The 22,057-nt window shown below is 74.6% G+C and carries 19 protein-coding genes; 9 read left to right on the top strand and 10 right to left on the bottom strand.

The features are described 5' to 3' along the window. Nucleotides 1-3: 3 nt before the first annotated feature. The 3 genes from AB0469_RS10660 to AB0469_RS10650 all read right to left on the bottom strand — a co-directional run bounded on the left by AB0469_RS10660 (nt 4) and on the right by AB0469_RS10650 (nt 2,960). Nucleotides 4-1,206 (bottom strand): hypothetical protein, encoded by a 1,203-nt coding sequence (locus AB0469_RS10660; protein WP_366450956.1) that lies wholly within the window; start codon nt 1,204-1,206, stop codon nt 4-6. Between the two features lie 429 nt (nt 1,207-1,635). Beyond that, entirely contained in the window at nt 1,636-1,902 is a 267-nt protein-coding gene (locus tag AB0469_RS10655) for a hypothetical protein (protein WP_366450955.1), read from the bottom strand. A 176-nt stretch (nt 1,903-2,078) separates the two neighbouring features. Then, nucleotides 2,079-2,960: an MBL fold metallo-hydrolase gene (locus AB0469_RS10650; protein ID WP_366450954.1), complete on the bottom strand. Its 882-nt coding sequence runs from the start codon at nt 2,958-2,960 to the stop codon at nt 2,079-2,081. A 111-nt stretch (nt 2,961-3,071) separates the two neighbouring features. Here AB0469_RS10650 and AB0469_RS10645 point away from each other — a divergent pair, with 111 nt between their 5' ends. Beyond that, a complete protein-coding gene (locus tag AB0469_RS10645) occupies nt 3,072-3,506 on the top strand; it encodes a MarR family transcriptional regulator (protein WP_366450953.1) in 435 nt (144 codons plus the stop codon). An 18-nt stretch (nt 3,507-3,524) separates the two neighbouring features. On the opposite strand, the gene AB0469_RS10640 is transcribed toward AB0469_RS10645, so the two are convergent. Beyond that, nucleotides 3,525-3,845: a hypothetical protein gene (locus tag AB0469_RS10640; protein WP_366450952.1), complete on the bottom strand. Its 321-nt coding sequence runs from the start codon at nt 3,843-3,845 to the stop codon at nt 3,525-3,527. 28 nt (nt 3,846-3,873) lie between these two features. Further along, entirely contained in the window at nt 3,874-5,745 is a 1,872-nt protein-coding gene (locus tag AB0469_RS10635) for a serine/threonine-protein kinase (protein WP_366450951.1), read from the bottom strand. Between the two features lie 175 nt (nt 5,746-5,920). Here AB0469_RS10635 and AB0469_RS10630 point away from each other — a divergent pair, with 175 nt between their 5' ends. Further along, nucleotides 5,921-6,268: a GntR family transcriptional regulator gene (locus tag AB0469_RS10630; protein WP_366450950.1), complete on the top strand. Its 348-nt coding sequence runs from the start codon at nt 5,921-5,923 to the stop codon at nt 6,266-6,268. Continuing rightward, entirely contained in the window at nt 6,265-7,209 is a 945-nt protein-coding gene (locus AB0469_RS10625) for a DUF1648 domain-containing protein (RefSeq protein ID WP_366450949.1), read from the top strand. Before AB0469_RS10630 ends, AB0469_RS10625 begins: the two co-directional genes overlap by 4 nt. Here AB0469_RS10625 and AB0469_RS10620 read toward each other — a convergent pair. Next, nucleotides 7,206-7,979, bottom strand: coding sequence for a hypothetical protein (locus tag AB0469_RS10620; protein WP_366450948.1), 774 nt, complete (start codon nt 7,977-7,979; stop codon nt 7,206-7,208). The genes AB0469_RS10625 and AB0469_RS10620 overlap by 4 nt on opposite strands. Before the next feature lie 237 nt (nt 7,980-8,216). On the opposite strand from AB0469_RS10620, the gene AB0469_RS10615 reads away from it, so the two are divergent. Both AB0469_RS10615 and AB0469_RS10610 read left to right on the top strand, forming a co-directional pair. Further along, on the top strand, nt 8,217-10,082 hold the full coding sequence (locus tag AB0469_RS10615) for a long-chain fatty acid--CoA ligase (RefSeq protein WP_366450947.1): 1,866 nt from the start codon (nt 8,217-8,219) through the stop codon (nt 10,080-10,082). Between the two features lie 195 nt (nt 10,083-10,277). After that, complete coding sequence (locus AB0469_RS10610; RefSeq protein ID WP_366450946.1) at nt 10,278-11,843, top strand: alpha/beta hydrolase; 1,566 nt, start codon at nt 10,278-10,280, stop codon at nt 11,841-11,843. 7 nt (nt 11,844-11,850) lie between these two features. Here AB0469_RS10610 and AB0469_RS10605 read toward each other — a convergent pair whose 3' ends face one another. Continuing rightward, complete coding sequence (locus AB0469_RS10605; RefSeq protein WP_366450945.1) at nt 11,851-13,056, bottom strand: PLP-dependent aminotransferase family protein; 1,206 nt, start codon at nt 13,054-13,056, stop codon at nt 11,851-11,853. A gap of 127 nt (nt 13,057-13,183) precedes the next feature. On the opposite strand from AB0469_RS10605, the gene AB0469_RS10600 reads away from it, so the two are divergent. After that, nucleotides 13,184-14,041, top strand: coding sequence for a hypothetical protein (locus AB0469_RS10600; protein WP_366450944.1), 858 nt, complete (start codon nt 13,184-13,186; stop codon nt 14,039-14,041). A gap of 110 nt (nt 14,042-14,151) precedes the next feature. Here AB0469_RS10600 and AB0469_RS10595 read toward each other — a convergent pair whose 3' ends face one another. The 3 genes from AB0469_RS10595 to AB0469_RS10585 all read right to left on the bottom strand — a co-directional run bounded on the left by AB0469_RS10595 (nt 14,152) and on the right by AB0469_RS10585 (nt 16,578). Next, on the bottom strand, nt 14,152-14,364 hold the full coding sequence (locus tag AB0469_RS10595) for a DUF397 domain-containing protein (protein WP_042817928.1): 213 nt from the start codon (nt 14,362-14,364) through the stop codon (nt 14,152-14,154). A gap of 251 nt (nt 14,365-14,615) precedes the next feature. Further along, nucleotides 14,616-15,500 carry a helix-turn-helix transcriptional regulator gene (locus AB0469_RS10590; protein ID WP_366450943.1) on the bottom strand — a complete coding sequence of 295 codons (885 nt, stop codon included), beginning with the start codon at nt 15,498-15,500 and terminating at the stop codon, nt 14,616-14,618. 337 nt (nt 15,501-15,837) lie between these two features. After that, nucleotides 15,838-16,578, bottom strand: coding sequence for a GPP34 family phosphoprotein (locus AB0469_RS10585; RefSeq protein WP_079427798.1), 741 nt, complete (start codon nt 16,576-16,578; stop codon nt 15,838-15,840). 311 nt (nt 16,579-16,889) lie between these two features. Here AB0469_RS10585 and AB0469_RS10580 point away from each other — a divergent pair, with 311 nt between their 5' ends. From AB0469_RS10580 to AB0469_RS10570, 3 genes are all read left to right on the top strand, one after another. Continuing rightward, the gene (locus AB0469_RS10580) at nt 16,890-19,631 is read left to right on the top strand and encodes a hypothetical protein (protein WP_366450942.1); all 2,742 of its coding nucleotides are present in this window, start codon (nt 16,890-16,892) and stop codon (nt 19,629-19,631) included. 237 nt (nt 19,632-19,868) lie between these two features. Continuing rightward, the gene (locus AB0469_RS10575) at nt 19,869-21,587 is read left to right on the top strand and encodes an MFS transporter (RefSeq protein ID WP_366451004.1); all 1,719 of its coding nucleotides are present in this window, start codon (nt 19,869-19,871) and stop codon (nt 21,585-21,587) included. Between the two features lie 109 nt (nt 21,588-21,696). Further along, nucleotides 21,697-21,918, top strand: a complete 222-nt coding sequence (locus tag AB0469_RS10570) for a hypothetical protein (RefSeq protein WP_366450941.1) — start codon at nt 21,697-21,699, stop codon at nt 21,916-21,918. Nucleotides 21,919-22,057: the final 139 nt, after the last annotated feature.

Below are 22,057 nucleotides of genomic sequence, written 5' to 3'. Positions count from 1 at the left end.
CCTTCACACCAGCACGCCCGCGAAGAACATCGCGCCCAGCAGGGCGTACTGGGCAGCGCAGGCCGCCAGCAGCGGCACCTGCACCCACGGGGACGTCCGCCGGACCAGGACCAGGCCCACGAACATCTGCGCGTGGTTGCGGTACCAGGACATCTGCGCCCCGGCGACGAACGGCACCAGGAAGACCGCCACCGTCAGGACCAGGGCGGCCCACTCCGCGACGGCGAGCCGCCGCTCCCGGACCAGCAGGACCGCGGCCGTCGCCACGACGAGCAGCACGAAGGCGGCGTTCAGCCACAGCTGAGGCCGGTGGGCGGCGAGGGCGTGCTCCACCAGCCACGGCAGCCGCCCCTCGGGGGTGTACCAGAGGCTGAACGGGACGTCGTAGGCCCGGACCAGCTCCGCGAGGGGATCGCGCAGGTCGCCCTGCCCGTAGCTGACCCGCTGGATCGTCGCGTACGCGTCCCAGCGGCCCGTCGCCTGCCACATCAGCCATGCGGCCCAGAGCGCCCCGCACGCGGCGACGGCCGCCGACAGCCCCGCCTTGGCGCACCGCAGCGGCCACGCGTCCCCGCGCCACGCGAACAGGGCGCTCGACAACAGCATGACGACGGCGACGCCGCCCACCGGGTGACAGGAGACCGCCACGAAGCCGCCCGCCGTGGCCGTCCACCAGGACCCGCGCTCCACCCCGGCGACGCAGACGAGCAGGGCCAGGGTCGCGAGGGCGATCGGGAACACCGCGTGGAAGTAGACGCCGCCGGGGAACACGGCGCCGATGGCGAGGGTGAGTCCGGTGGCCCGGGTGAGCACGCCCCCGAGCAGCCACCACAGCACGGCGAACATGCCGAGCAGCGCCGCCTCGGTGACGACGGCGGCGGAGAGCTCGTAGGAGAGCCCGGTGCCGGAGAGCGCCCGCACGGCCATCGGATACCCGGGGAACCAGGCCACGTTCCCGCACACCACGTCCGGGAAATCGGGGTACCGGTCCCGGCACCGGAACATCTCGTAGCCGCCCCGGGCGATGGAGAGGTAGTGCTCGGAGTCCCAGCGCCGACGGGCGGCCGTGGACCAGTAGGCCACCCGGGACCCGTCGCCGGCGACGGAGGCGGCCGCCACCAGCCAGGTGACCAGGTCGGAGACCAGCCAGGCGACGACCGGCGGCAGCAGGCGGTGGAGCCGGCCGGCCCGGGGGGATTCGATCATCTCCGGGCCAGTCTGGCGAAGGGGCCGGGGGACCGCACCCGGAGGAGGGCCGCAGGGGCGGCCCGTGGTGCGGGACGTCGGGATCCGGGGGCCTTCGACGCCGGCAAAGTACCCGGTGGGTGAACCATCCGGCCCCCCTTCCGGCCCCCTTCCGGCCCCCTCCGGTTCTCCCGTGCGATGCCGTCACCCGCATGGGTGAACTGTGCCAACTGGGCTGGATTCGGGGGCGGTTGCCTGGCGCATGCTCGCCGCGACAACCGCAGACATGAGACGGCCCCCGCCGGGACCGGCATCCCGGGCGAGGGCCCCCGCCCCCCCCGGCCGCTGCAGTGCCTGCCCGCCGGAGGGGATGGGCGCGGCTCGCCCAGGGCCCGTCGTCACACTCCCGGGGCCGCCCTCCGGGCGACGGCGGGACTTTGACGACGGGCCCTAGTGGGACGCGCGGCAGGCGCCGTTGGCGTCGTTCGAGGAGACGCCGGCCGCCTGGAGGGTCGCCACGCAGCTGGTCTGGTTGCCTATGGAGCCCTGGTAGCAGCCCTGGGTGATGTCGGGCGTGGACTTCTTGCCGTGCGACACGACGTACTGCGTGCAGTCCTGGACGCTGGCGGACGCGGCCGGGGCGGCGAAGGCGGCGCCCGCGCCGGCGAGGACCAGGGCGGCGAGGATGCTGGGGATACGGGCCGACGGACGACGCATGCGGATGCACCTGCTCTCTCGGTCGGTCGCGCGATCCGAGAGCGTGGCGGACCGCGGGCGGGGGCGGCGCGGAGCGGGCACTCCGGGGGGTGGCCGGCTCGACGCATCGGTCACCCCCGCCCTTCCGACGCTAGAACACCCCACCGGCGCCCGCACCCGGTCACGGCGCGGCCCGGCTAGGAGTCGACGGGGTGCCAGGCCGGGCCGTCGCCGTCGTGGCGGACGCGGCCGAAGACCACGTCGGCGAAGTGGACGCCGAAGCCGAGGGTGTCCGGCTCCGCCAGTTCGGCGACGAGGCGGTGGCGGTGGCCGGCCGTGGCGGTGAGGTCGTGGTCGAAGCCCGAGGACCAGCCCGGGCGGCCCGCCTGGATCGGGGAGTGCATCGCGTCGCCGAAGGCGATCAGGCGCCGGCCGCCGCCGGTGATGACGTACTCGGCGTGCCCGACGGAGTGGCCCGGGGCGATGCGGACGCGGACGCCCGGGAAGACCTCCTCGCCGTCGGTGAGGGTGCGGACGTTCGGGGCGAGGGCCTTGACCTGGTCGGTCATGCCCTGGGCCGCCAGCAGGTCGCGGCCTTGCCACTCCGGCTCGGCGACCAGGAAATCGGCGTGGCCGAGGAGGGGTTCGCAGGCCCAGCCGAGGTGGTCGGCGTGGAGGTGGGTGAAGGCCACGGCCTCGATGTCCTGCGGGCGCCTGCCCAGTGCGGCGAGGTTGTCGGGGAGGGCTCCGCCGTGGCCCGCGCGCAGGGGGCCTTCCGGGCTCTCGAACGCGTGCGGGCCGATGCCCGCGTCGATCAGCAGGGCGCGGTCGCCGTGTTCGACGAGGAGGGCGCCGACGCTGCCCACCAGGTGGCCGGTCTCGTCCAGGTACTCCGGGTGCGCGGCCCAGGTCGCGTCGCCGCTGTCGGGGAGCAGGCTCAGCGGGCGGAGCCGTACGTCGCCGTCCGGGACGTAGGAGACCTTCGTGTCCCCCAGGTGGAGGGAGCGGATGCCCGACGGGCGGCGCAGTCGTGCGTCCGGGGCCGGGTGGAGGTGGGCGGGTGCCGTCGAGTCGGCCATGTCTTCTCCCTGGTGAGGTGCTGGAGGGCGGCGGTGATCACCATAAGCATCAAGCTTGAATCATTCAAGCTGTAAATGTTTTGGCTTGATGGGGTTGTTAGGGTGGGCGGTATGACGAAGCCCCCGGACCCGCAGGCGCAGGCCGTCGCCGAACGGCAGCTGTGCGGTCTGGTGAACGGGCTCGCCCAGCGGATCGGCGAGCACGTGCGGGAGCGGGCCGCCACCCTCGGCCTCACCGCGTCCCAGGCGACCGCGCTGCGGGAGATGAGCGGGCCGATGACCATGCGGGAGCTCGCCGAGCGGATGAGCTGCGAGCCCTCCAACACCACCTTCGTCATCGACAGGCTGGAGAAGCAGGGGCTGGTCGAGCGCCACCCGCACCCCACCGACCGCCGCGCCAAGCAGCTCGTCCTGACGGGCGAGGGCACGGCGCTGCGCGAGCGCCTCCTCGCGCTCCTCCACGCGGACTCGCCGCTGGCCGGCCTCGCGCCGCAGGAGCAGGACCTGCTCCGCGACCTGCTGGAGCGGGCCGTCACCGGCCCCTGAGGGCCGGCCGGGCCGGGGTCAGACCGTCTGGCCGCGCACGAACGCCACCGACGCCAGGAGGAACGGCGCCGCGTACCACCAGCGGCCCAGGGTGCGGTGGAAGAGCGGTACGGCGGTCAGCAGCACACCGGCGAAGCACAGGACGACACAGGCGTGCGCGGTGAACAGGGCGTCGTCCCGGATCCGGTCGTAGGGGCCGTCGGGCCGCAGGGTGAGGGAGACCCAGCAGAGGTAGGCGGCCGGCAGGTAGACGCATACGGCCAGCGGCGCGCCGAGCACCCACCGCAGGCAGCCCCGGTCCTCGGGCAGGTCGATGCTCTCGCGGCTGCGGTAGGTCATGCTCACATCATCGCCGCCGGACGGGCCGTCAGGGGATCCGCCACACCCGGACGGTGGAGTCGTCGCTCCCGCTGGCCAGGTGGACGCCGTCCGGGCTGAAGGCCACGGAGGCGACGGCCCCGGTGTGCCCGTTGAGCCTGGCCGCCGCCGAGCGCGCGGCCACGTCCCACAGCCGCACGGTCCGGCCGCCGCCCGCGGCCAGCATCCTGCCGTCGGGGCTGAACGCGACGGACCGGACCGTGCTGTTGCTGCCGTCGAGGGTGGCGGTGGCGGCGGCCGCGGCGGGGTCCCAGAGGCGGATGGTGGCGTCGGCGCCGCCGCTGGCGAGGGTCCTGCCGTCCGGGCTGAACGCCACCGAGGCCACGTGCCCGCCGTGGCCGGTGAGGGTGGCGGCGGCGGTGCGGCCGGCGACGTCCCAGAGGCGGACGGTGCCGTCCTCGCCGCCGCTGGCGAGGGTCCTGCCGTCGGGGCTGAACGCCACCGAGCGCACGGTGCCCCCGTGGGCGTCGAGGGTGGCGGCGACCGTGCCGGAGGCGAGGTCCCACAGGCGGACGGTCCGGTCTTCGGCGTCGGCGAGGAGCGTGCCGTCCGGGCTGAACGCCGCCGACAGCACGCCCGCGGAGGCCTTCAGCCCGGCCCGGTCACTGCGGCGCTCGACGTCGGTCAGGGCGATCGAGCGGTCCAGGCCCGCGCTCGCGAGGACCTTGCCGTCGGGGCTGAACGCCACGCACGTCACGGTCGCCGCGCGGGCGGGGGACGGGGAGGAGCCGGAGCCGGCGGCGAGGTCCCACAGCCGGGCCGTGCGGTCGCTGCTCCCGCTCGCCAGGAGCCTGCCGTCCGGGCTGAACGCCACCGACCCGACGGCGTCGGTGTGGTGGGTGATGACGGTCCCCGGCCGGCCGGCGGACGGACCGCCGCTCCCGCCGTACGTCCGCAGCACCGCGTAGGTCCCGCCGGCCACCCCGGCCGCGGCGGCCAGGCCCCCGAGCAGGACGGTGCGCCGCGCCGGCCCGGGGGCCGCCGGCCGGGCGGGCCGGGGCTGGGGCGGGATCCGGGGCGGTGCGACGGGCGCGTCGGGATCCAGCAGGGCGCGCAGCCGCGCGGCGGCGGCGGTGGCGTCCGGCCGCGCCTGCGGCTCCTTGGCCAGCAGGTCGGCGACCAGCGCGGACAGGGGGCCCGGGACGTCCGCCCGTACGGTGTCCGGCGCGGGCGGGCTCTCGTCCAGGTGGCGCCGCATCAGCACCCACGGGGTCTCGGTGACCGGGAACGGCGGCGCGCCGGTCAGCAGCGCGTGCAGCACGCCGCCGAGCGCGTACATGTCGCAGGCCGGGTCGGCCTGTTCGCCGCGCCACTGCTCGGGCGCCATGTAGGCGGGCGTGCCGAAGACCCGGCCGGTGGCGGTGAGGGTTGCCGTGGCATCGGCGGTGCGGGCGATGCCGAAGTCGCAGATCTTCAGGCGGCCGTCGGTCAGCAGGAAGAGGTTGGCGGGCTTCAGGTCGCGGTGGACCACCTTCTGCGCGTGCGCCGCGCCCAGGGCCTCGGCCGCCTGGAGCCCGAGGTCGAGCACCTCCGGCAGCGGCAGCCCGCGGCCGGGGCGCGCGGCCAGGCGCTGGGCGAGGTCCTGGCCCTCCAGCAGCTCCATCACGATGAACAGCCGTTTGCCGTGCCGCCCCGTGTCGTGGACGACGGTGATCCCGGGGTGCTGGAGCCGTGCCCCGATCTCCGCCTCCCGCCGGAAGCGGCCCAGCAGTTCCTCGTCGGCGTCGAACTCCAGCAGCACCTTCACCGCGACGGCCCGCCCGAGTTCGGTGTCATGGGCCCGCCACACCTCGCCGACCCCGCCCTGCCCGAGCGGGACGTCGAGCCGGTACCGCCCGGCCAGTTCCTCTCCCGTCCGCATCGCCACCCCCTGCCGCCCCGGACCGCTCCGACCGCCCCCGCGGCCGGGGCCATTCTGCAACACGGGTCCGTCAGCGGGTGGCGGACGCGCCCCGTCGCCACGCTCCCGGGGTTCGCGCCGCGGCTCCCCGGGACGGTGGCCCCGTCGAAGCAATGGTGCTAGCGTCATTGGCACCATGTTGCTGAGGCTGAACACCGCCGACACCCGCCCCCTGCACGAGCAGGTGGCCGGTGCGGTCCGCCGTGCCATCGCCGAGGGCGAATGCGCCCCCGGCGACCGGATCCCGCCCGCGCGCGACCTCGCGCAGGCGCTGGGGGTCAACGCCAACACCGTGCTGCGCGCCCTGCGGGCCCTGCGCGACGAGGGGCTGCTGGAGTTCCGGCGCGGCCGCGGGGTGACCGTGGCCGGCGGGGCGGACGGGCGCTCGGAGCTGCTGGAACGCGTGCGCGCCCTGGTGGCCGACGGGGCGCGGCTGGGCTACGGCAGGGCCGAGCTCATCGAGATGATCAGGGGGATGTCGTGAGGAACCGCGGGGTGTGGGGGGTCGTCGGGTGGGGGGCCGGGGTGCTGGCCCTGGTGGTGGGGCTGCCGACGGCCGCGGGCGGGCGGCTGCCCGACCCGGTGGCCACCCACTGGAGCGGCTCCGGGGCGCCCGACGGGTCGATGGGGCTGTGGGCGGCGGTGCTGTTCCCGGCGCTGGTGTGGGTGGTCGTGGTGGCCGCCGTGGCGCTCGGGGCCCGGCGCGGGCCCCAGCGCGGGTGGGCCCTGGCGACCCTGGCCTCCGCCGGGGTGCTACTCGCGGGGACGCAGGCGTCGATCGTACGGGCCAACCTGGACGCCCCCGACTGGCGGCAGGCCGGGTCCGTGACGGGGTGGGGCGTGGCGGTGGTGGTCGCGGTCGCGGCGTCGGCCGGCGTCGGCGGGGCCGCGCTGGGGCGCCGGTCCCCGGCCGTGGAGCCCGCGGCCGCGGAGGGGCCGCGGATGGAGATCCCGAGCGGCGAGCGGCTCGTCTGGCTGTCGAGCGCCGCCAATCCCTGGCTGCAGCTGCTGGCGGGCCTCCTCGGGCTGGGCGCGCTGGGCGGCCTGCTCGCCGGGCTGGCGGGGCTGTTCGACGGGTCGTGGCCGACGGCCGCGACCCTGGCGTTCGCCGCCCTGGCGGTCCTGGTCTGCTCCTCCGTCCGGGCGCGGGTGACGCAGCGCGGGCTGGAGGTGGCCTTCGGCCCGCTCGGGTACCCGGTGCGGCGGTGGGCCGCCGAGGACATCGAGTCGGCCCGCGTGGAGGAGCGCACGCCGGCCCGGGCCGGCGGCTGGGGCTACCGGGTCAGCGGGCTCGGCACGACGGTGATGCTGCGGGGCGGCGAATGCCTGGTCGTACGGGCGAAGGGGCGGGACTTCGCGGTGAGCGTGGACGACGCCGCCCGCGGCGCCGCCCTGCTGAACTCGCTCCCCGCGAAGAGGGGTTAGCCGCGGGCGTACGAGCCCAGGCCGACCAGGCAGTACACGTACTCGTTGATGACGCTGCCGCCCAGGGTGTAGCGGTACGAGAAGCCGTACTCCGTGGCGGGGTTCTGGTCGCAGCGGCTCATGTCCGAGGTGCCGGGGAAGCGTTGGACGACCCGGTAGTGCGCGTCGTCGGCGGAGCAGGGGACCTCGTGGACGCCGGTGACGCGCGTGGCCGTCGTCGAGTCCGGCAGCTGCCCGTTGAGACAGGTCCCCTCGTCGAAGGGGCGGGGGGCCTCGGTGGTCGGCGAGGGGGTGGGGGTCTCGTACGCCGGTGCGGTGGCGGGACCGGTCGTCGGACGGTCGGTCGGGGCCGGCGGGCTGTACGGCGTGTACGAGGACGAGGACGAGGACGAGGGCGTGGCTCCGCCGGCGGGGCGGTGGTCGTCCTCGCTGCCGCTCGCCACGGCGATGCCGATGATCAGGGCCGCGCCGACGCCGAGCGCCAGCAGGCAGCCGAGGGGGCCGGACTTCTTCCCGGGCGCGGGCTGGGGGACGTACACGGGGCCGAACGGGCCCGGCGTCGTGAACCCGGAGGGGTCCGGCGCCCCGGGGCCGGACACCCGTATGCGCAGCAGTACCTCCTGGTCGCCGACGCGGGCCCGTACGAGGTCGCCGCTCCGGGTCGGAGGTATCCGCAGCCGCGCGGTTCCGGAGGGGAGCGGGACGTCGACGGTCGTGCCGCCGGCGGCCTGCGCGGGGGTGAGCGTTAACTGGATCTCCTGTGGCGACACCGGCTGCTCCTCAAGGTGGCGGTGCCCTGGCGGACTTCACGGATTCTTCCCCCTCCGCCCTCGCCGACGCAGCCGTTCCGGGCCGCCGGGCCCGTCCCGCAGGTGTGCGGACCAGGGGTGGAGATCGTTCGCGGGGTGTGGAGCTGTGGAGGAGGGCCGGTCCGGGGGGTGTTCCCCGGGGGAGGCGCGTGCGTAGATTACCGGCGGTAACCCGCGATCGACCGAGGAGAACGAGCCGTGGACGCTGCCGAGCCGAAGCTGGTCGAACCCGTCAAGACGATCGTCGCCGGGGTGGTGCGCGAGGTGGCGGTGCCCGCACTCGCCGGGGCGCCGGCCGGCGGGTCGCTCGGGGACCTGCCCTTCCTCAACGCCCGCGAGGCACCCGGCGAGCCCGTGCTCGCCCGCAAGGAACGCGACGGCACCTGGCGGGACGTCACCGCCGCCGAGTTCGCCGCCGAGGTGCTCGCCGTCGCCAAGGGGCTCATCGCCGAGGGCCTCGCGGAGGGCGACCGGCTCGCGATCATGGCCCGGACCACCTACGAGTGGACCCTGCTGGACTTCGCGGGCTGGGCCGCCGGGCTGGTCACCGTCCCCATCTACCCCACCTCCTCCGCCCTCCAGGCCCGCTGGATCATCCACGACTCCGGCGCCGTCGCCTGCGCCGTCGAGGACACCGTCCAGGCCCGGCTCATCAGCGCCGAGCGCGCCCACCTCCCCGGCCTCGCGCACCTGTGGGAGTTCGACACCGGGGCCATCGCCCGCCTGGTCAAGGCCGGGGAGCACCTCCCCGACGCGATCGTGCAGGCCCGCCGGGCCGCCCGTACGCCCGAGTCCTACGCCACCCTCGTCTACACCTCCGGCACCACCGGCCGGCCCAAGGGCTGCGTACTGACCCACGGCAACTTCTTCGCCGAGGTCGACAACGCGGTGGAGCTGCTGCACCCGGTCTTCCGGTCCGTCAGCGAGGACCCCGCCTCCACCCTGCTCTTCCTCCCGCTGTCGCACGTCTTCGGGCGGATGGTCGCCGTCGGCTGCATGCGCGCCCGGGTCAGGCTCGGCCACGCGCCGAGCATCGCCACCGAGGACCTCCTCGCCGACCTCGCCGGCTTCCGGCCCACCTTCCTGCTCGCCATCCCCTACGTCCTGGAGAAGGTCTACAACACCGCCCGCGCCACCGCCGAGCGGATGGGCCGCGCCTCCTCCTTCGACCGGGCCGCCGGGATCGCCCGGCGCATCGGGGAGACACCCGAGGGCGTACGGCCCGGACTCGCGCTGCGAGCCGCCCACGCCCTGTACGACCCGCTCGTCTACCGGCGCATCCGCACCGCGCTCGGCGGCCGCGTCCGCTACGTCCTCAGCGGCGGCTCCCCCCTCGGCCGGCGCCTCGCCGCCTTCTACACGGGCGCGGGCATCGAGGTCTTCGAGGGCTACGGGCTCACCGAGACGACCGCCGCCGCGACGGTCACCCCTCCGCTGAGGCCCCGCCTCGGCACGGTCGGCTGGCCGCTGCCCGGCACGGCGGTGCGCATCGCCGACGACGGGGAGGTGCTGCTGCGCGGCGGGCACGTCTTCGCCGGGTACTGGAACGTCTCCGCGCAGCCGCCCGGCGGCTGGCTGGCCACCGGGGACATCGGCGAGCTCGACGCCGACGGCTACCTCACCATCACCGGCCGCAAGAAGGACCTGATCATCACCTCCGGCGGCAAGAACGTCGCCCCCGCACCCCTGGAGGACTGGCTGCGCGCCCACCCGCTGGTCGGCCAGTGCATGGTGATCGGCGACGACCGGCCCTACATCGCCGCCCTGATCACCCTGGAGCCGGACGGACTGGCGCACTGGCGGCAGATGCACAAGAGACAGGGCGTCCCGCTCCGCGAGCTGGTCACGGACCCGGAGCTGCTGGCCGAGCTCCAGCGGGCGGTCGACGAGGCGAACAAGCTGGTCTCGCGGGCCGAGTCCATCCGCCGCTTCGCCGTCCTGCCCGGGGAGTTCACCGAGGACCGCGGGCACCTCACCCCCTCCATGAAGCTCAGGCGGGCCGCCGTCGCACGGGACCACGCGCAGGAGATCGAGGAGTTGTACCGGGCCCCGCGCGGAGTCTGAGCGCACGGGTCGCGCGGCGCGCGGAAGCGCGACCGGGCGGAGCCCCCGGAGGCACTCCCAGCGGTAGCCGGGGGAGGGGCGGGCCGAGGGGCGGGGAGCGGCTCCGCGCAGCGGCGTGCCCGCCCGGCGGGCGGGTGCGCCGCGGGCCGCTTATCGTGGGCTGACCGGTTCGGGGGGCCGCCCGAGGAGGGTCCCGTGCCCCGCGCCCACCACCGTCCCCGCGTCCGCGCCGCCTGCGCAGCCGTGCTCGCGGCCGCCGCCCTCACGGCCGCCCCCGCCGACGGCGCCGCCCCCGCGCCCGGCCGGGGCACGGATTCCGCCCCGACCGCCCCGGCCGGGGAGGACCCGGCTCCCGCCCCGCGCATACGGTGGGGGGACTGCCCCCGCAAGCCCGTGCCCGCCGGGATGCGGTGCGCGACCCTGACCGTCCCCCTCGACCACGAGGACCCCGCCAAGGGCACCACCCGGGTGGCCCTCGCCAAGATCCCGGCCGACGCCCGCGGGCACGGCCGCCTCGGCTCCCTCCTGCTGAACTACGGGGGCCCCGGCGCCCCCGGCATCGCCTCCCTCGCCGCCGACCCCGTCCTCTTCGCGGAACTCGGCAAGCGCTACGACCTCGTCGCCTTCGACCCCCGCGGCGTCGGCCTCAGCGAACCCGTCTCCTGCGGCCCCCGGCCGGCCGGTTCCGGCGCGGCGGCCGGCGACGCCGCCGCCCAGCTGGCCGCGCTGCGCGCCCACGTCCGCCGCTGCGAGCGGCACTCCGGGCGGGTCCTCCCGTACATCGGCACCGTCCACGTCGCCCGGGACCTGGACGCCATCCGCCGGGCCCTCGGCGAGAAGAAGCTGGACTACCTCGGGTTCTCCTACGGCACCCGGCTCGGGGCCGTCTACGCCGCCCTGTTCCCGCAGCACACCGGCCGGATGGTCCTCGACGGGGTCGACACCCTCACCGAGCCCTTCACCGAGCAGGCCCTCGCCTCGGCGCGCGGCCAGCAGCGTGCCCTGGACGGCTTCCTGGCCTGGTGCGCCCACCGCGCCGGCTGCGTCTACGGCACCAACACCCGGACCGCCAGGGAGGAGGTCGCCGCCCTCGTCGCCCGCCTCGACCAGCGCCCGATGGCCGGGACCGGCGGCACCCCCTTCAGCGGCGACGACGCGGTCCTCGCCATCGGCGCCGCCCTCTACTCCACCACCCTCTGGCCCGACCTCGCCGACGCCCTCGACCGGGCGGAGCGCCGGGCGGACCCCGGCGGCCTCGAACAGCTCCTCGCACCCGCCGGACCGGACCCCGCGAGCGCCCCCTCCACGGTGCCCGCCGACAACGCGACGGCCGCCCTCACCGCGGTGAACTGCGCCGACGACCCCGACCGCAGCGACGACGGGGCCACCGCGGCGGCGATCGCCCAGCGGATCGGCGACCTGCGCGCGGAGTTCCGCGAGGCCTCGCCGGTCTTCGGCCCGCGCCAGCTGATGACCCTCCTGTCCTGCTACGGGCGTCCCGCCGGCACCGACTTCATCCGTCGCATCGACCACCCCGGAGCCCCGCGCATGCTGCTCGTCGGCACACGGGGCGACCCGGCCACGCCGTACGAGTGGACGGAGGAGACGGCCCGCCGCCTCGGCTCGGCCGTGGTCGTCGACCACAAGGGCGACGGGCACACCGGCTACCCCTCCTCGGCCTGCGTCCGGGCGTACGTCGACGACTTCCTGACCGGAGGCCGCCTCCCCTCCGGAACGCGCGCCTGCCCCGCCGGCGAGTGAACCGCCCCTACCCCAGCGCCCGGCGCAGCCGGTCCAGCCCCTCGGCGATCTCGTCCGGGGTGTGCGTGGTGAACGACAGCCGCAGGGCGCGCGGGTCCGGGGTGCCGGTGAAGAAGGGGGCACCGGGCACGTACGCCACGTCGTGCGCGACGGCCGACTTCAGCAGGGCCGTCGCGTCGTACCCCTCCGGGAGCCGGGCCCAGACGAACATGCCGCCCTGCGGGCGGTTCCACTCCGAGCCCTCCGGGAGCGCCCCGGCCAGGCCCGCCAGGAGGGCGTCGCGCCGGGCCCGGTAGGCCTCGCGGACCCGGGCGACGTGGGCGTCGAGGTCGTGGGCGCGGAGGTAGTGGGCGGCGGCCAGCTGGTCCACCGTCGAGGTGTGCAGGTCGGCCGCCTGCTTGGCGACCACCGCCGCCCGGCGCAGGGCGGCCGGGGCGCGCAGCCAGCCCAGCCGCAGCCCCGGGGCCATGATCTTGGAGAAGCTGCCGATCAGGGCGGTGCGGTCCTCCGCGCCCGGGTGGGCGGCGAGCCAGGGCTCGTGGTCGCCCTCGTAGCGCAGGTCCCCGTACGGATCGTCCTCCACCAGCCACAGCCCGAGGCGGGCCGCGGTCCGCGCCACCTCCGCCCGGCGCTCACCGGGCAGGGTGCGCCCGGTCGGGTTCTGGAAGGTGGGGACGGTGTAGAGCAGCTTGGGGCGTTCCCGGGCGGTGATCTCGGCCAGGGCGTCGGGGAGCAGGCCCTGTTCGTCGCAGGGGACGGGTATGACGCGGGCCCCGGCCATCCCGAAGCACTGGAGGGCCGCCAGGTAGGTGGGGTTCTCGACGAGGACGGTGTCGCCGGGCTCCACGAGGGTGGTCGTGACCAGGGTCAGCGCCTGCTGGGAGCCGGTGGTGACGAGCACGTCGTCCGCGGTGGTGGGCAGTCCGCGACGGCCCGCGCGGGCCGCGACGGCCGCGCGGAGCTCGGGGGCGCCCTCGGTGGTGGAGTACTGGAGCGCGCGGGAGGCGGCTCCGGCTCCGGCGAGGGCGCTGTCGTAGGCGGCGCGCAGTCCGGCGGTGTCGAAGAGCTCGGGGGCCGGCAGGCCGCCGGCGAAGGAGATCACCCCGGGCCGTTCGGTGAGCGCCAGGATCTCCCGTACGGGCGAACCGCCCACGGTGGCGGCGCGGGAGGCGAAGCCGGGCAGGGCGGCGGCGTCGCGGCTTTCGAGGGGCATGGGGGCTCCTTCGGATGGCGGGTGACCGCAGCCTAGCCAGCAAAGATGCAGACGGCACCTACCAATTCGAGGAGTGAACGGCGCCCGCCCCCTCGCGAACTGACGGTGTATCAGCTACACCGGTGCCATGACGAGCAGACGAGAGCGGGAACCAGAGGACACCCGGGCCGGGGACTACGCCGAGCTCGCGGCCGTCGGCCCGTACGGGGTCCGCCCCGGCCACGCGCTGATCACCATGGTCGAACCGCATCCGGGCCACGAACACGCCTACAACCGCTGGTACGAGGACGACCACTACTACGCGGGCGCGATGGCCATGCCCTGGATGTTCGCGGGCCGCCGCTGGGTGGCCACCCGCGACCTCCAGGAGCTGCGCTACCCGGAGAAGTCGGCGGTGGCCCAGCCGGTCACGGCCGGCTGCTACCTGTCGACGTACTGGGTGACCGAGGGCCGCTACGACGAGCACATGAAGTGGACCGTCGGCATCAACAAGCGGCTCAACCGCGACGGGAGGGTCTACCGGGACCGTACGCACGTCTTCACGGCCTTCCAGGACCACGAGGCCACCGTCTACCGCGACGGCGCCGCCGGCCCCCGCGACTTCCACGCCCTGGACCACCCGTACGCCGGGCTCGTCCTCCAGGTCGTCGACGCCGAGGGTCCCGAGCGGCGTGCGGAACTGCTGGAGTGGCTGCGCTCCCGGGCCCTGCCGCGCCGGCTGCACGGCTCGCCGGCGGCGATGGTGACCGTCTTCCGGCCGACGCCGCTGCCCGGGGACCGGATGACCTACGTCAAGCAGGTCGAGGGGGTGGACACCCGCCTCACGCTGCTGTGGTTCCTGGAGGCCGACCCGCGCACCTGCTGGGACCGCTTCCAGGGGCTGGACGCGGAGGTCGCGGAGGCGGGGACGGGGCGGGTGGAGCTGGTGGCGCCGTTCATCCCGACGGTGCCGGGGACCGACCGGTACGTGGACCGGCTGCGCTGACCCCGGGCGCAGAGGGGGCCGGCCGTCCGCACGCGGACATGGCCGAGCCCCCTCGGCCAGGACGGCGGGCCGGTCGAGAGGGCTCCAGTGGGTGTTGCGTGGTGCGGGGTTCAGACGAGGTGCCCCAGCCCGCCCTCGGCGACGCCGGTCACGAAGGAGGTCCAGGAGCCGGGGGCGAAGGTGATCGAGGGACCGTCCTGCACCTTGGAGTCGCGGACCGCGATCGCCTCGGTGACGGGGGACTTGACCTCGACGCAGGCGCCGTTTCCGCCGGAGTAGGAGGACTTGGTCCAGTTCTCGGTGCCGCCCTGACGAATGCCCATGGTTCTTCTCCGGTTCAGAGAGTGGTTCCGGGAGTTCCCGGCTGAACGCCGGCACCAATTCCCCGGGCCGACGTGATCGACGCTACCGGCACCTTCCGAGAGGGGAAGGAGACATTCACTCGACCGGGTGGCATATTCCATTCAGGCCTTCTGTGGCCGGGGACCGACGGTGTACCGTGCCGGACCCCCCGCCACCTCCCTACTTCCCGCACATGCCCGACTACTTCCGGCTACCCGCGGGACGCCTCCGGCTACTTCGTCAGGGCCGCGTAGTGGTCGATGATCCCGGAGATGAACTCCCGGGTCTGTTCCACATTGAGGGCCTGCGCGCGCAAGTGCTCGTACATCACGCTGTATTTCTGGACGTCGTTCGCCTTCTCCAGGTACAAATCGCTCGTGACGCCCTCGATGTAGACCACCGTCGAGTCCGAGGCGTCCGGGAATTCCAGAATCGCGTACTGCCCGTTCACTCCCGGATGGGCGCCCATCGAGAACGGCATCACCTGCACGGTGATGTACGGCTGCTGCGACTGCTCTATCAGGAACTGCAACTGCCGGATCATCAACTGGGGATCGCCCACGTGCCGGCGCAGCACCGCCTCGTCGATGACCGCCCACAGGCGCAGCGGCCCGACCTCCGGATTGTTGTTCTCCGTCTCGGACAGCCGCTTCTGCCGGTGCATCCGGACCTGGACGCGCTTCTCCACGTCGGCGGGCGCCGTCTCCGGCAGCGCGCCGCGGATCAGGGCCTGGGCGTACTCGGGGGTCTGGAGCAGCCCCGGGACCATCTGCGGCTCGTAGGTGCGCAGGCTGGCCGCGTCCGTCTCCAGGCCGATGTAGACGCTGTACGGGATGTCGCCGAAGGCGTGCCACCAGCCCTGCTGGCGGGAGTCCTTGGCCATCTGCATGAGCGAGTCCACCAGCCGGGGGTCCTCCACCTCGTACACCTCGCACAGGTCGCGGACGTCGCGCTGGCTGATGGAGCGGCGGCCGTTCTCCAGACGGCTGATCTTCGACTGGGAGACGAGGAGGCGCTCGGCGACCTGCTCGGCCGTCATGCCCTTGTCCTCGCGCAGCTTGCGCAACTCCATGCCCAGTCGGCGGCGTCGGACGGTGGGATTGACATTGGACGCCACGGGATCGGCACCTCCGCCTTCTTCAGTAGCTGTCTCTCTGCGTGTCTGATGTTCAGCAGACTGCCACCGAAGGGTGCGACGGCGCTGGGGAACGGCCCGGAAAGCAGCCACGCGGGGTGGCGGGGCCGACGTATCGGCCCCGCCACCCCGCGTGTCCGCGGCTCGCGCACCGGGTCTCTGGGGGGACGGCCGGCTGCGGAGGTGGATCGGTGTCCCGCTGGTGGACCAAGGGGTGTAGCGGGTTCTGCGCCCTCCGGGTCTCACGGCCCTTCGGGTCGTACGTGCCGTGCGTGTCGTACATGTCGTGCGTGTCGTGCGTGTCGTACGTGCCGTGCGCTCAGTGCGCGGCCGCCCGGGCCATCGCACCCGTCCGGCGCGGCTGGAGCGGCACGCCGCCCGCCGTGGCCCGGGCGGCCGGCTGCGGAGCCGGAGCGCGGTCGCGGCGCGGCTGTGCGGCCACGCCGTTCTGGACGTCCATGACGGCGTGCGCCACCAGACCGCCCATGGGGTCGTGCCGGATCAGGTCCCGCAGCCGGGACCTGGACGACCGCCCCTCGTTGCCGGGGTACAGGTGCTTGCCGAGTCCGACCGCGTGGGCCAGTGCGGCGAGCGCCGCGGTCCGCGGGTCCGGCGGTACACCGGTGCGGATCGCACTGTCGAGCCGGGCACGGATCTCCCGGCTGATCGCCGTGTCGGTCGCCTGGTAGCGAGTCGTCGGCAACACCCCGCACATCTGTCCCGCGACGGCATGCACCATGCCGCAGCGCTCCAGGTGCGCGAGGTAGATCTGGCGGAGCCCCAGCCGGGGTCCGCCGATCCAGTGGACCGCCCGTACCGGGCTGCCGCGCCTGCGCAACAGCTCCAGTGCGGAGTCCAGAGTCGGATCTCCTGTCGGCCGTGGCATCACCACGGCGATACGATCCCCGTCAGGGGCTATCCGTCCTGCCAGAGCCAGCTCCACTAGCTGTGCCCCGGCCAGGCCGAGGTCGAGCGACTGCGGCTGCGCCGTGGTACCCGTGGCCGGGTCCAGGGCGAGCAGCAAAAGCTCCTCTGGAATTGTTCTGCGGCTCCTGCCCATCCATGCCTCCCCGCGTGGATGAGTGACAGGGTGACGCCTCTCACATTCATCTGTCGAGAGCGCCTGGACGCTTTGTGGGGGAACCAGTAGCTATGTCGTTCTCGTCTAGCACGTGGGCGAGGCCCCCGAGACGGGACACTGTTAGACGGTTCGGGCAGTGACCGGACGGCGATCGAGGAGGAACGGTGGCGGGCGAGTCCCCCGACAAGTCGGTAAGTGAAGGAGCGTCGGGGGCGGCGAAGTCCTCAGAGGCCGGGGAACAGGACCCGAGGGTCTCGCTGTTCCAGCCGCGCGTCCCGGTGAAGGACGCCGTGGCGGCCCGGGCGGCCGCCGCCGGCGCCTCGGACGCGGACGCGGACGACAGCGCGGCCGCGGACGGCGGCGTCGACGCGCGGGTGGACGGCGAACCCTCGCCGGCGAAGGCCGCGGTGGTCCGCCAGGGTTCCGCTTCCGAGGATTCCGCTTCCGAGGATTCCGAGGAGACCGCGGAGGACTCCGCCCCCGAGGCCGCGGACCGGAAGCCGTCCGGGCGGGACGCCGCCGGATCCGAGCGCACGGCGGTCTTCCGTACCGTCAGGCCCGGCTCCGCTCCGGCGGACTCCGGCGAGGACCGCCCGGCGGGCGCCAAGCCGGGTTTCGGTTCCGCTTCCGCCGGATCCGGCAAGAAGCCCGCAGGGGACGTGCGAACCACTGCCTTCGGCGTGGTGACCTCCGACCCCGCCCCGCGGGACGCGGACGCCCGCCCGGAGCCGACCGGCGGGCGGGACTCCGCTTCCGGTGGCGCCCAGGGTGCCTCCAACGAGGACCGGCCCGCGTCCGCGGACGCCGGTAAGCCGTCCGCCGGATCCGAGCGCACGGCGGTCTTCCGTACCGTCAGGCCCGGCTCCGCTCCGGCGGACTCCGGCGAGGACCGCCCGGCGGGCGCCAAGCCGGGTTCCGGTTCCGCTTCCGCCGGATCCGAGCGCACGGCGGTCTTCCGTACCGTCAGGCCCGGCTCCGCCGCGGGCGAGGGCGGGGCGGTTCCTTCCGGACCGGGGAAGCCCGCTGCGCAGGACCCGCGTGCCGCGAAGCCGGCGCCGGACGCCGCGGAGGCGGGGAAGCCCGGGAAGGCCGGGGAGGCGGGTGAGAAGGCTCCCGCCGAGCCGTCCGAGGACTCCGAGCGGACGGCCGTCTTCCGTGCCGTGAAGCCGGGTTCCGCCCCGGCCGACGCCGGCAAGAAGGAGGAGCCGGCCGGTTCCTCCGCGCCCGCGGCCGAGTCGGACAAGCGCACGGCCGTCTTCCGCACGGTCAAGCCGGGTACCCGTCCGGCGGACGGCGGCAAGGCCGCTCCGGCCGAGCCCGGCAAGCCCGCCGCGCCCGGCAAGCCCGCCGAGCCGGGGAAGCCCGCCGAGCCCGGCAAGCCCGCCGCGCAGGACCCGCGTGCCGCGAAGCCGGCCGCCGAGTCCGACGAGCGCACGGCCGTCTTCCGTGCCGTGAAGCCGGGTTCCGCCCCGGCGGGCACCCCCGGGAAGCCGGGCGCCCCGGGGAAGCCGGGCGCCCCCGGGACGGACGCGTCCGGGAAGCCGGACGCCGCCGGGAAGCCCGCCGCCGCGCCCGCACCCGGGCAGAAGGCGGCTCCGGCCCCCGAGGCGCGGGTCAGCACGTTCGTACCGCTGCGCGGTGAGGGCGGGCCCGCCCCGGCCCCGGCCGCCCCCAAGCCCGACCCGGCGACCGCCCCCACGGTGCGGCGGCTGGACCCCAGCGAGCGCACCACGCAGCAGCCGCTGCCGCCCAGGCCGCCGCTCGACATGCTGGCGGACCTCACCAACAACCCGCCCCCGCCGCCCAGCCCGATGCGGACGGTCGTACGGCGCGTCAAGATCTACGCGCCGATCGTGCTGCTGCTGGTGGTCGTCCTGGCCGTCGTGCAGCTGGTCCGCCCGCTGCCCGCGCCCAAGCTCGTGCTGACCGCGAAGTCCCAGTACACCTTCCCCGGCGGGGCGCCCGACCTGCCCTGGCCCACCGAGGGCCAGGCCTCGATGGCCGCCGCCGGCCTCGGCACGATCGGCTCGTCCGGCGAGCAGAAGCCCGTGCCGATCGCCAGTGTCACCAAGTCGATGACGGCGTACATCATCATGCGCGACCACCCCTTCAAGAAGGGGGAGAAGGGCGCGATGATCGACGTCGACAAGACCGCCGAGACCGAGGGCCAGAAGGACAAGTCCGACAACGAGTCCACCCTCAACACGGTCAAGGAGGGCGAGAAGATCTCCGAGTACGACGCGATCGCCGCCCTCATGATCCCGTCGGCGAACAACATCGCGCGGCTGCTGGCCCGCTGGGACTCCGGCTCCCAGGAGGCGTTCGTCAAGAAGATGAACGACACCGCCAAGCAGCTCGGCATGACGAACACGACCTACACCGACCCCTCGGGCCTGGACGCGACCACCGTCAGCACCGCCGAGGACCAGGTCAAGCTCGGCCTCAAGATCGTCGAGCTGGACGCGCTGGTGGACATCACCCGCAAGCCCAGCTGGACCGACCAGACCGGCAAGAACTGGCCGAACTGGAACCGCCTGGTCCCGTACAACGAGTCCCTCGGCATCAAGACCGGTACGACGACCAAGGCCGGCGGCAACCTCCTCTTCGCCGCCTACAAGAAGGTCGGCGACACCAACCAGCTGATCGTCGGCGCGGTCCTCGGCCAGCACAAGCCGTCGATCATCGACACGGTGATCGCCGCGAGCCGGAACCTGCTGGTCGCCACCCAGAAGTCCCTGGTGGGCGCGCCGGTCGTCAAGAAGGGTGACGTCGTCGGGTACGTGGACGACGGCGTCGGCGGCCGGACCAAGGTCATCGCCACCGCCGACGTCCAGGCGGTCGGCTGGTCCTCGCTGACCGTGGACATCAAGCTCGGCGACGGCGGCACGAAGATCCCCGAGACGGCGAAGGCCGGCACGGCGGTCGGCATGCTGACCGTCGGCGACGGGGCCAGCCAGGTGAAGGTGCCGGTCGCGCTCCAGTCGGAGCTGGCCGCGCCGGGCGTCGGCAGCAAGCTGACCCGTATCGGCTGATACGGGCCGCAGGGCCGCAGGGCCGCGGCGCCCCGGGCAACCCCGGGGCGCCGCGGCGCGTTCAGGGAGCCGGGACGGGACTCGCGTGTCGTGTCGGGAAGAGGTGTCGGGAAGAAGGCGTCGGTCGTGACCACAGCTGAGCAGAACAAGCCGGGGAGCCGGGTGCCCGGACAGAGACGGCCGTCCTCCGCCGGACGGCCGGCGGACGGCCCCCTCGCCCGGGCGCACCGCCACCCGGTGGCGATCGCCACCGCGGCGGCGGCGGTCCTGCACGTCGTCTGGTTCTTCTGCTTCGCCAACAGCGGCGGGGACCTCGCGGCCCAGGACGCGTGGGCGGAGTTCGTCGGCCGGCACCCGGACACGGCGTACAACCTCGCCTGGTACGGGGGGATGCACCCGGTCTCGTACAGCGTCGTGTCCCCGTACGTCATGCACGTGCTCGGCGTCCGGACCACGATGATGATCGCCGGGACCTGCTCGGCGGGTCTCCTCGCCCTGATCCTCACCCGCTGCCGGGGCGCCGTCCGGCGCCCCCTGTGGCCGGCGCTGGCCGGGGTCTACGGGCTGTTCTGCAACGCCCTCTCGGGCCGCGTCACCTTCGGGCTCGGGACCCTCTTCGCCCTCGGGGCCGTCGCCGCCGTCTTCTGCTGGCCGCGCAAGTGGGCCCGGAGGCGCTGGGCCAAGGCCGCCGTCGCCGCGCCGCTGGCCGGGCTGGCCACGGCCGCGAGCCCCGTCGCGGGGCTGTTCCTCGGGGTGGTCGCGGCCGCCCTGTTCCTGAGCGGGCGGCGCCCGGGCGCGTACGCGCTGGGGCTGGCCCCGGTGGCCGTGGTGGGGCTGTCGGCCTGGCTGTTCCCCTTCTCCGGGACCCAGCCGATGAAGATCGGCTCGGCCTGGCTGCCGTTCGTCTTCGGGCTGGCCATCGCCTTCCTCGTGCCCAAGCGGTGGAAGACCGTCCGGATCGCCGCCGTCGTCTACGCCCTCGGGGTGTTCCTGACCTGGGTGGTCGACTCCCAGATCGGCTCGAACGCCACCCGCCTGGTCATGCTCTTCGGCGGGGCGGTCCTGCTCGCGGCCCTCCCGTACGAGGCCCCGCGCACCCGGCGCTGGTACGCCCTGCTGCTGGCCTTCGTGGGCCTGACCGCCTGGATCACCACCAACAGCATCACCGACATCGTCCGCACCACCCCGGTGGCCGCCTGGAACCGCGAGCTGGCCCCCCTGGTCGACCAGCTGCAGAAGGCCGGCGCCGACCGGGGCCGGGTGGAGGTGGTCCCCGCCAGCAGCCACCGGGAGTCCTCGGCCTTCCCCGCGTACGTGAACCTCGCGCGCGGCTGGAACCGCCAGGCCGACCTGGAGCGCAACCCGCTCTTCTACGACGACACCCTCAGCGCCGAGAGCTACCGGGCCTGGCTGGAGCGCTGGGCCGTGCACTACGTGGTGCTGCCCGCGGACAAGCCGGACTCGGGCGGCGAGGCCGAGGCCGAGCTGCTGCGCGGGGGGCTGCCGTACCTGCGGCAGATCTGGGGCGACGAGAACTGGCGGCTGTTCCAGGTGGACGATCCGACGAGCCTGGTGACCGGGCCGGCGGGGGTGGTCCGGGCGGGCGCGGACCAGCTGGTCCTCGACGTCCGGGCGCCCGGCCGGGTGCTGGTGCGGATCCCGCACTCGCCGTGGCTCGGCCTGGTGGACGGTTCGGGGAAGGCCGTGGAGCCCCCGCAGGAGACCCCGGCCTCGAAGGCGCGGGGCGCGGCGCGGTCCGGGGCGCCGAAGGAGTACGCGAACACCGCCGGCTGCCTGGCCAAGGCGGCCCCCGACGGCGAGGGGGACGTGTGGACGGAGCTGCTGGCCCCGGCGCCGGGGGAGTACCGGATCGCGGCGAAGTACCAGCTCCCGCGCGGCACGCCCTGCCCGGAGGAGCTGGTCCGCGCAGGCCAGGCCACTCCGGGCCGGCGCTGATCCGGTCCGGACGGGGCCCGCTTGCACCCCATCCAGGTGCACAGGTCCGTATATCTGCATACGATCCCAGTAATGGGGTCGAGTGCTTCCCGAGGGAGTTGACGACGGGATGAGCAAAGAGCAGAAGCAGGACGTCCAGGCTGCCGTCGCGAAGGCGGTGGAACAGCTCCAGCTGAACACGCGGCGCGCGCAGGGCCACGGCCCCCACCACGGCTTCGAGGGCCCCCTCCGCACCAAGGTGAAGGGCGGGGCGCACACGAAAGCGGACCTCAAGCGGGCCGGCACCCCCCAGGGCGACCGGATCGGCGAACGCAGCAGGGGTCTGAGCTGACGGCGGCGGCACAGACGAAACGGCCCGGAGCGTGATCGCTCCGGGCCGTTCTTCCTTGTGCCCCCGGCAGGATTCGAACCTGCGACACCCGCTTTAGGAGTTCATCCCCTGTCTGACCTGGGACGTCTGAGGGCGCGAG

This window comes from Streptomyces sp. NPDC093801, assembly GCF_040701585.1.
Lineage (GTDB): Bacteria > Actinomycetota > Actinomycetes > Streptomycetales > Streptomycetaceae > Streptomyces.
The sequence above is the reverse complement of the archived record's forward strand: the minus strand, read 5'-3'. Positions and strand labels throughout refer to the sequence as shown.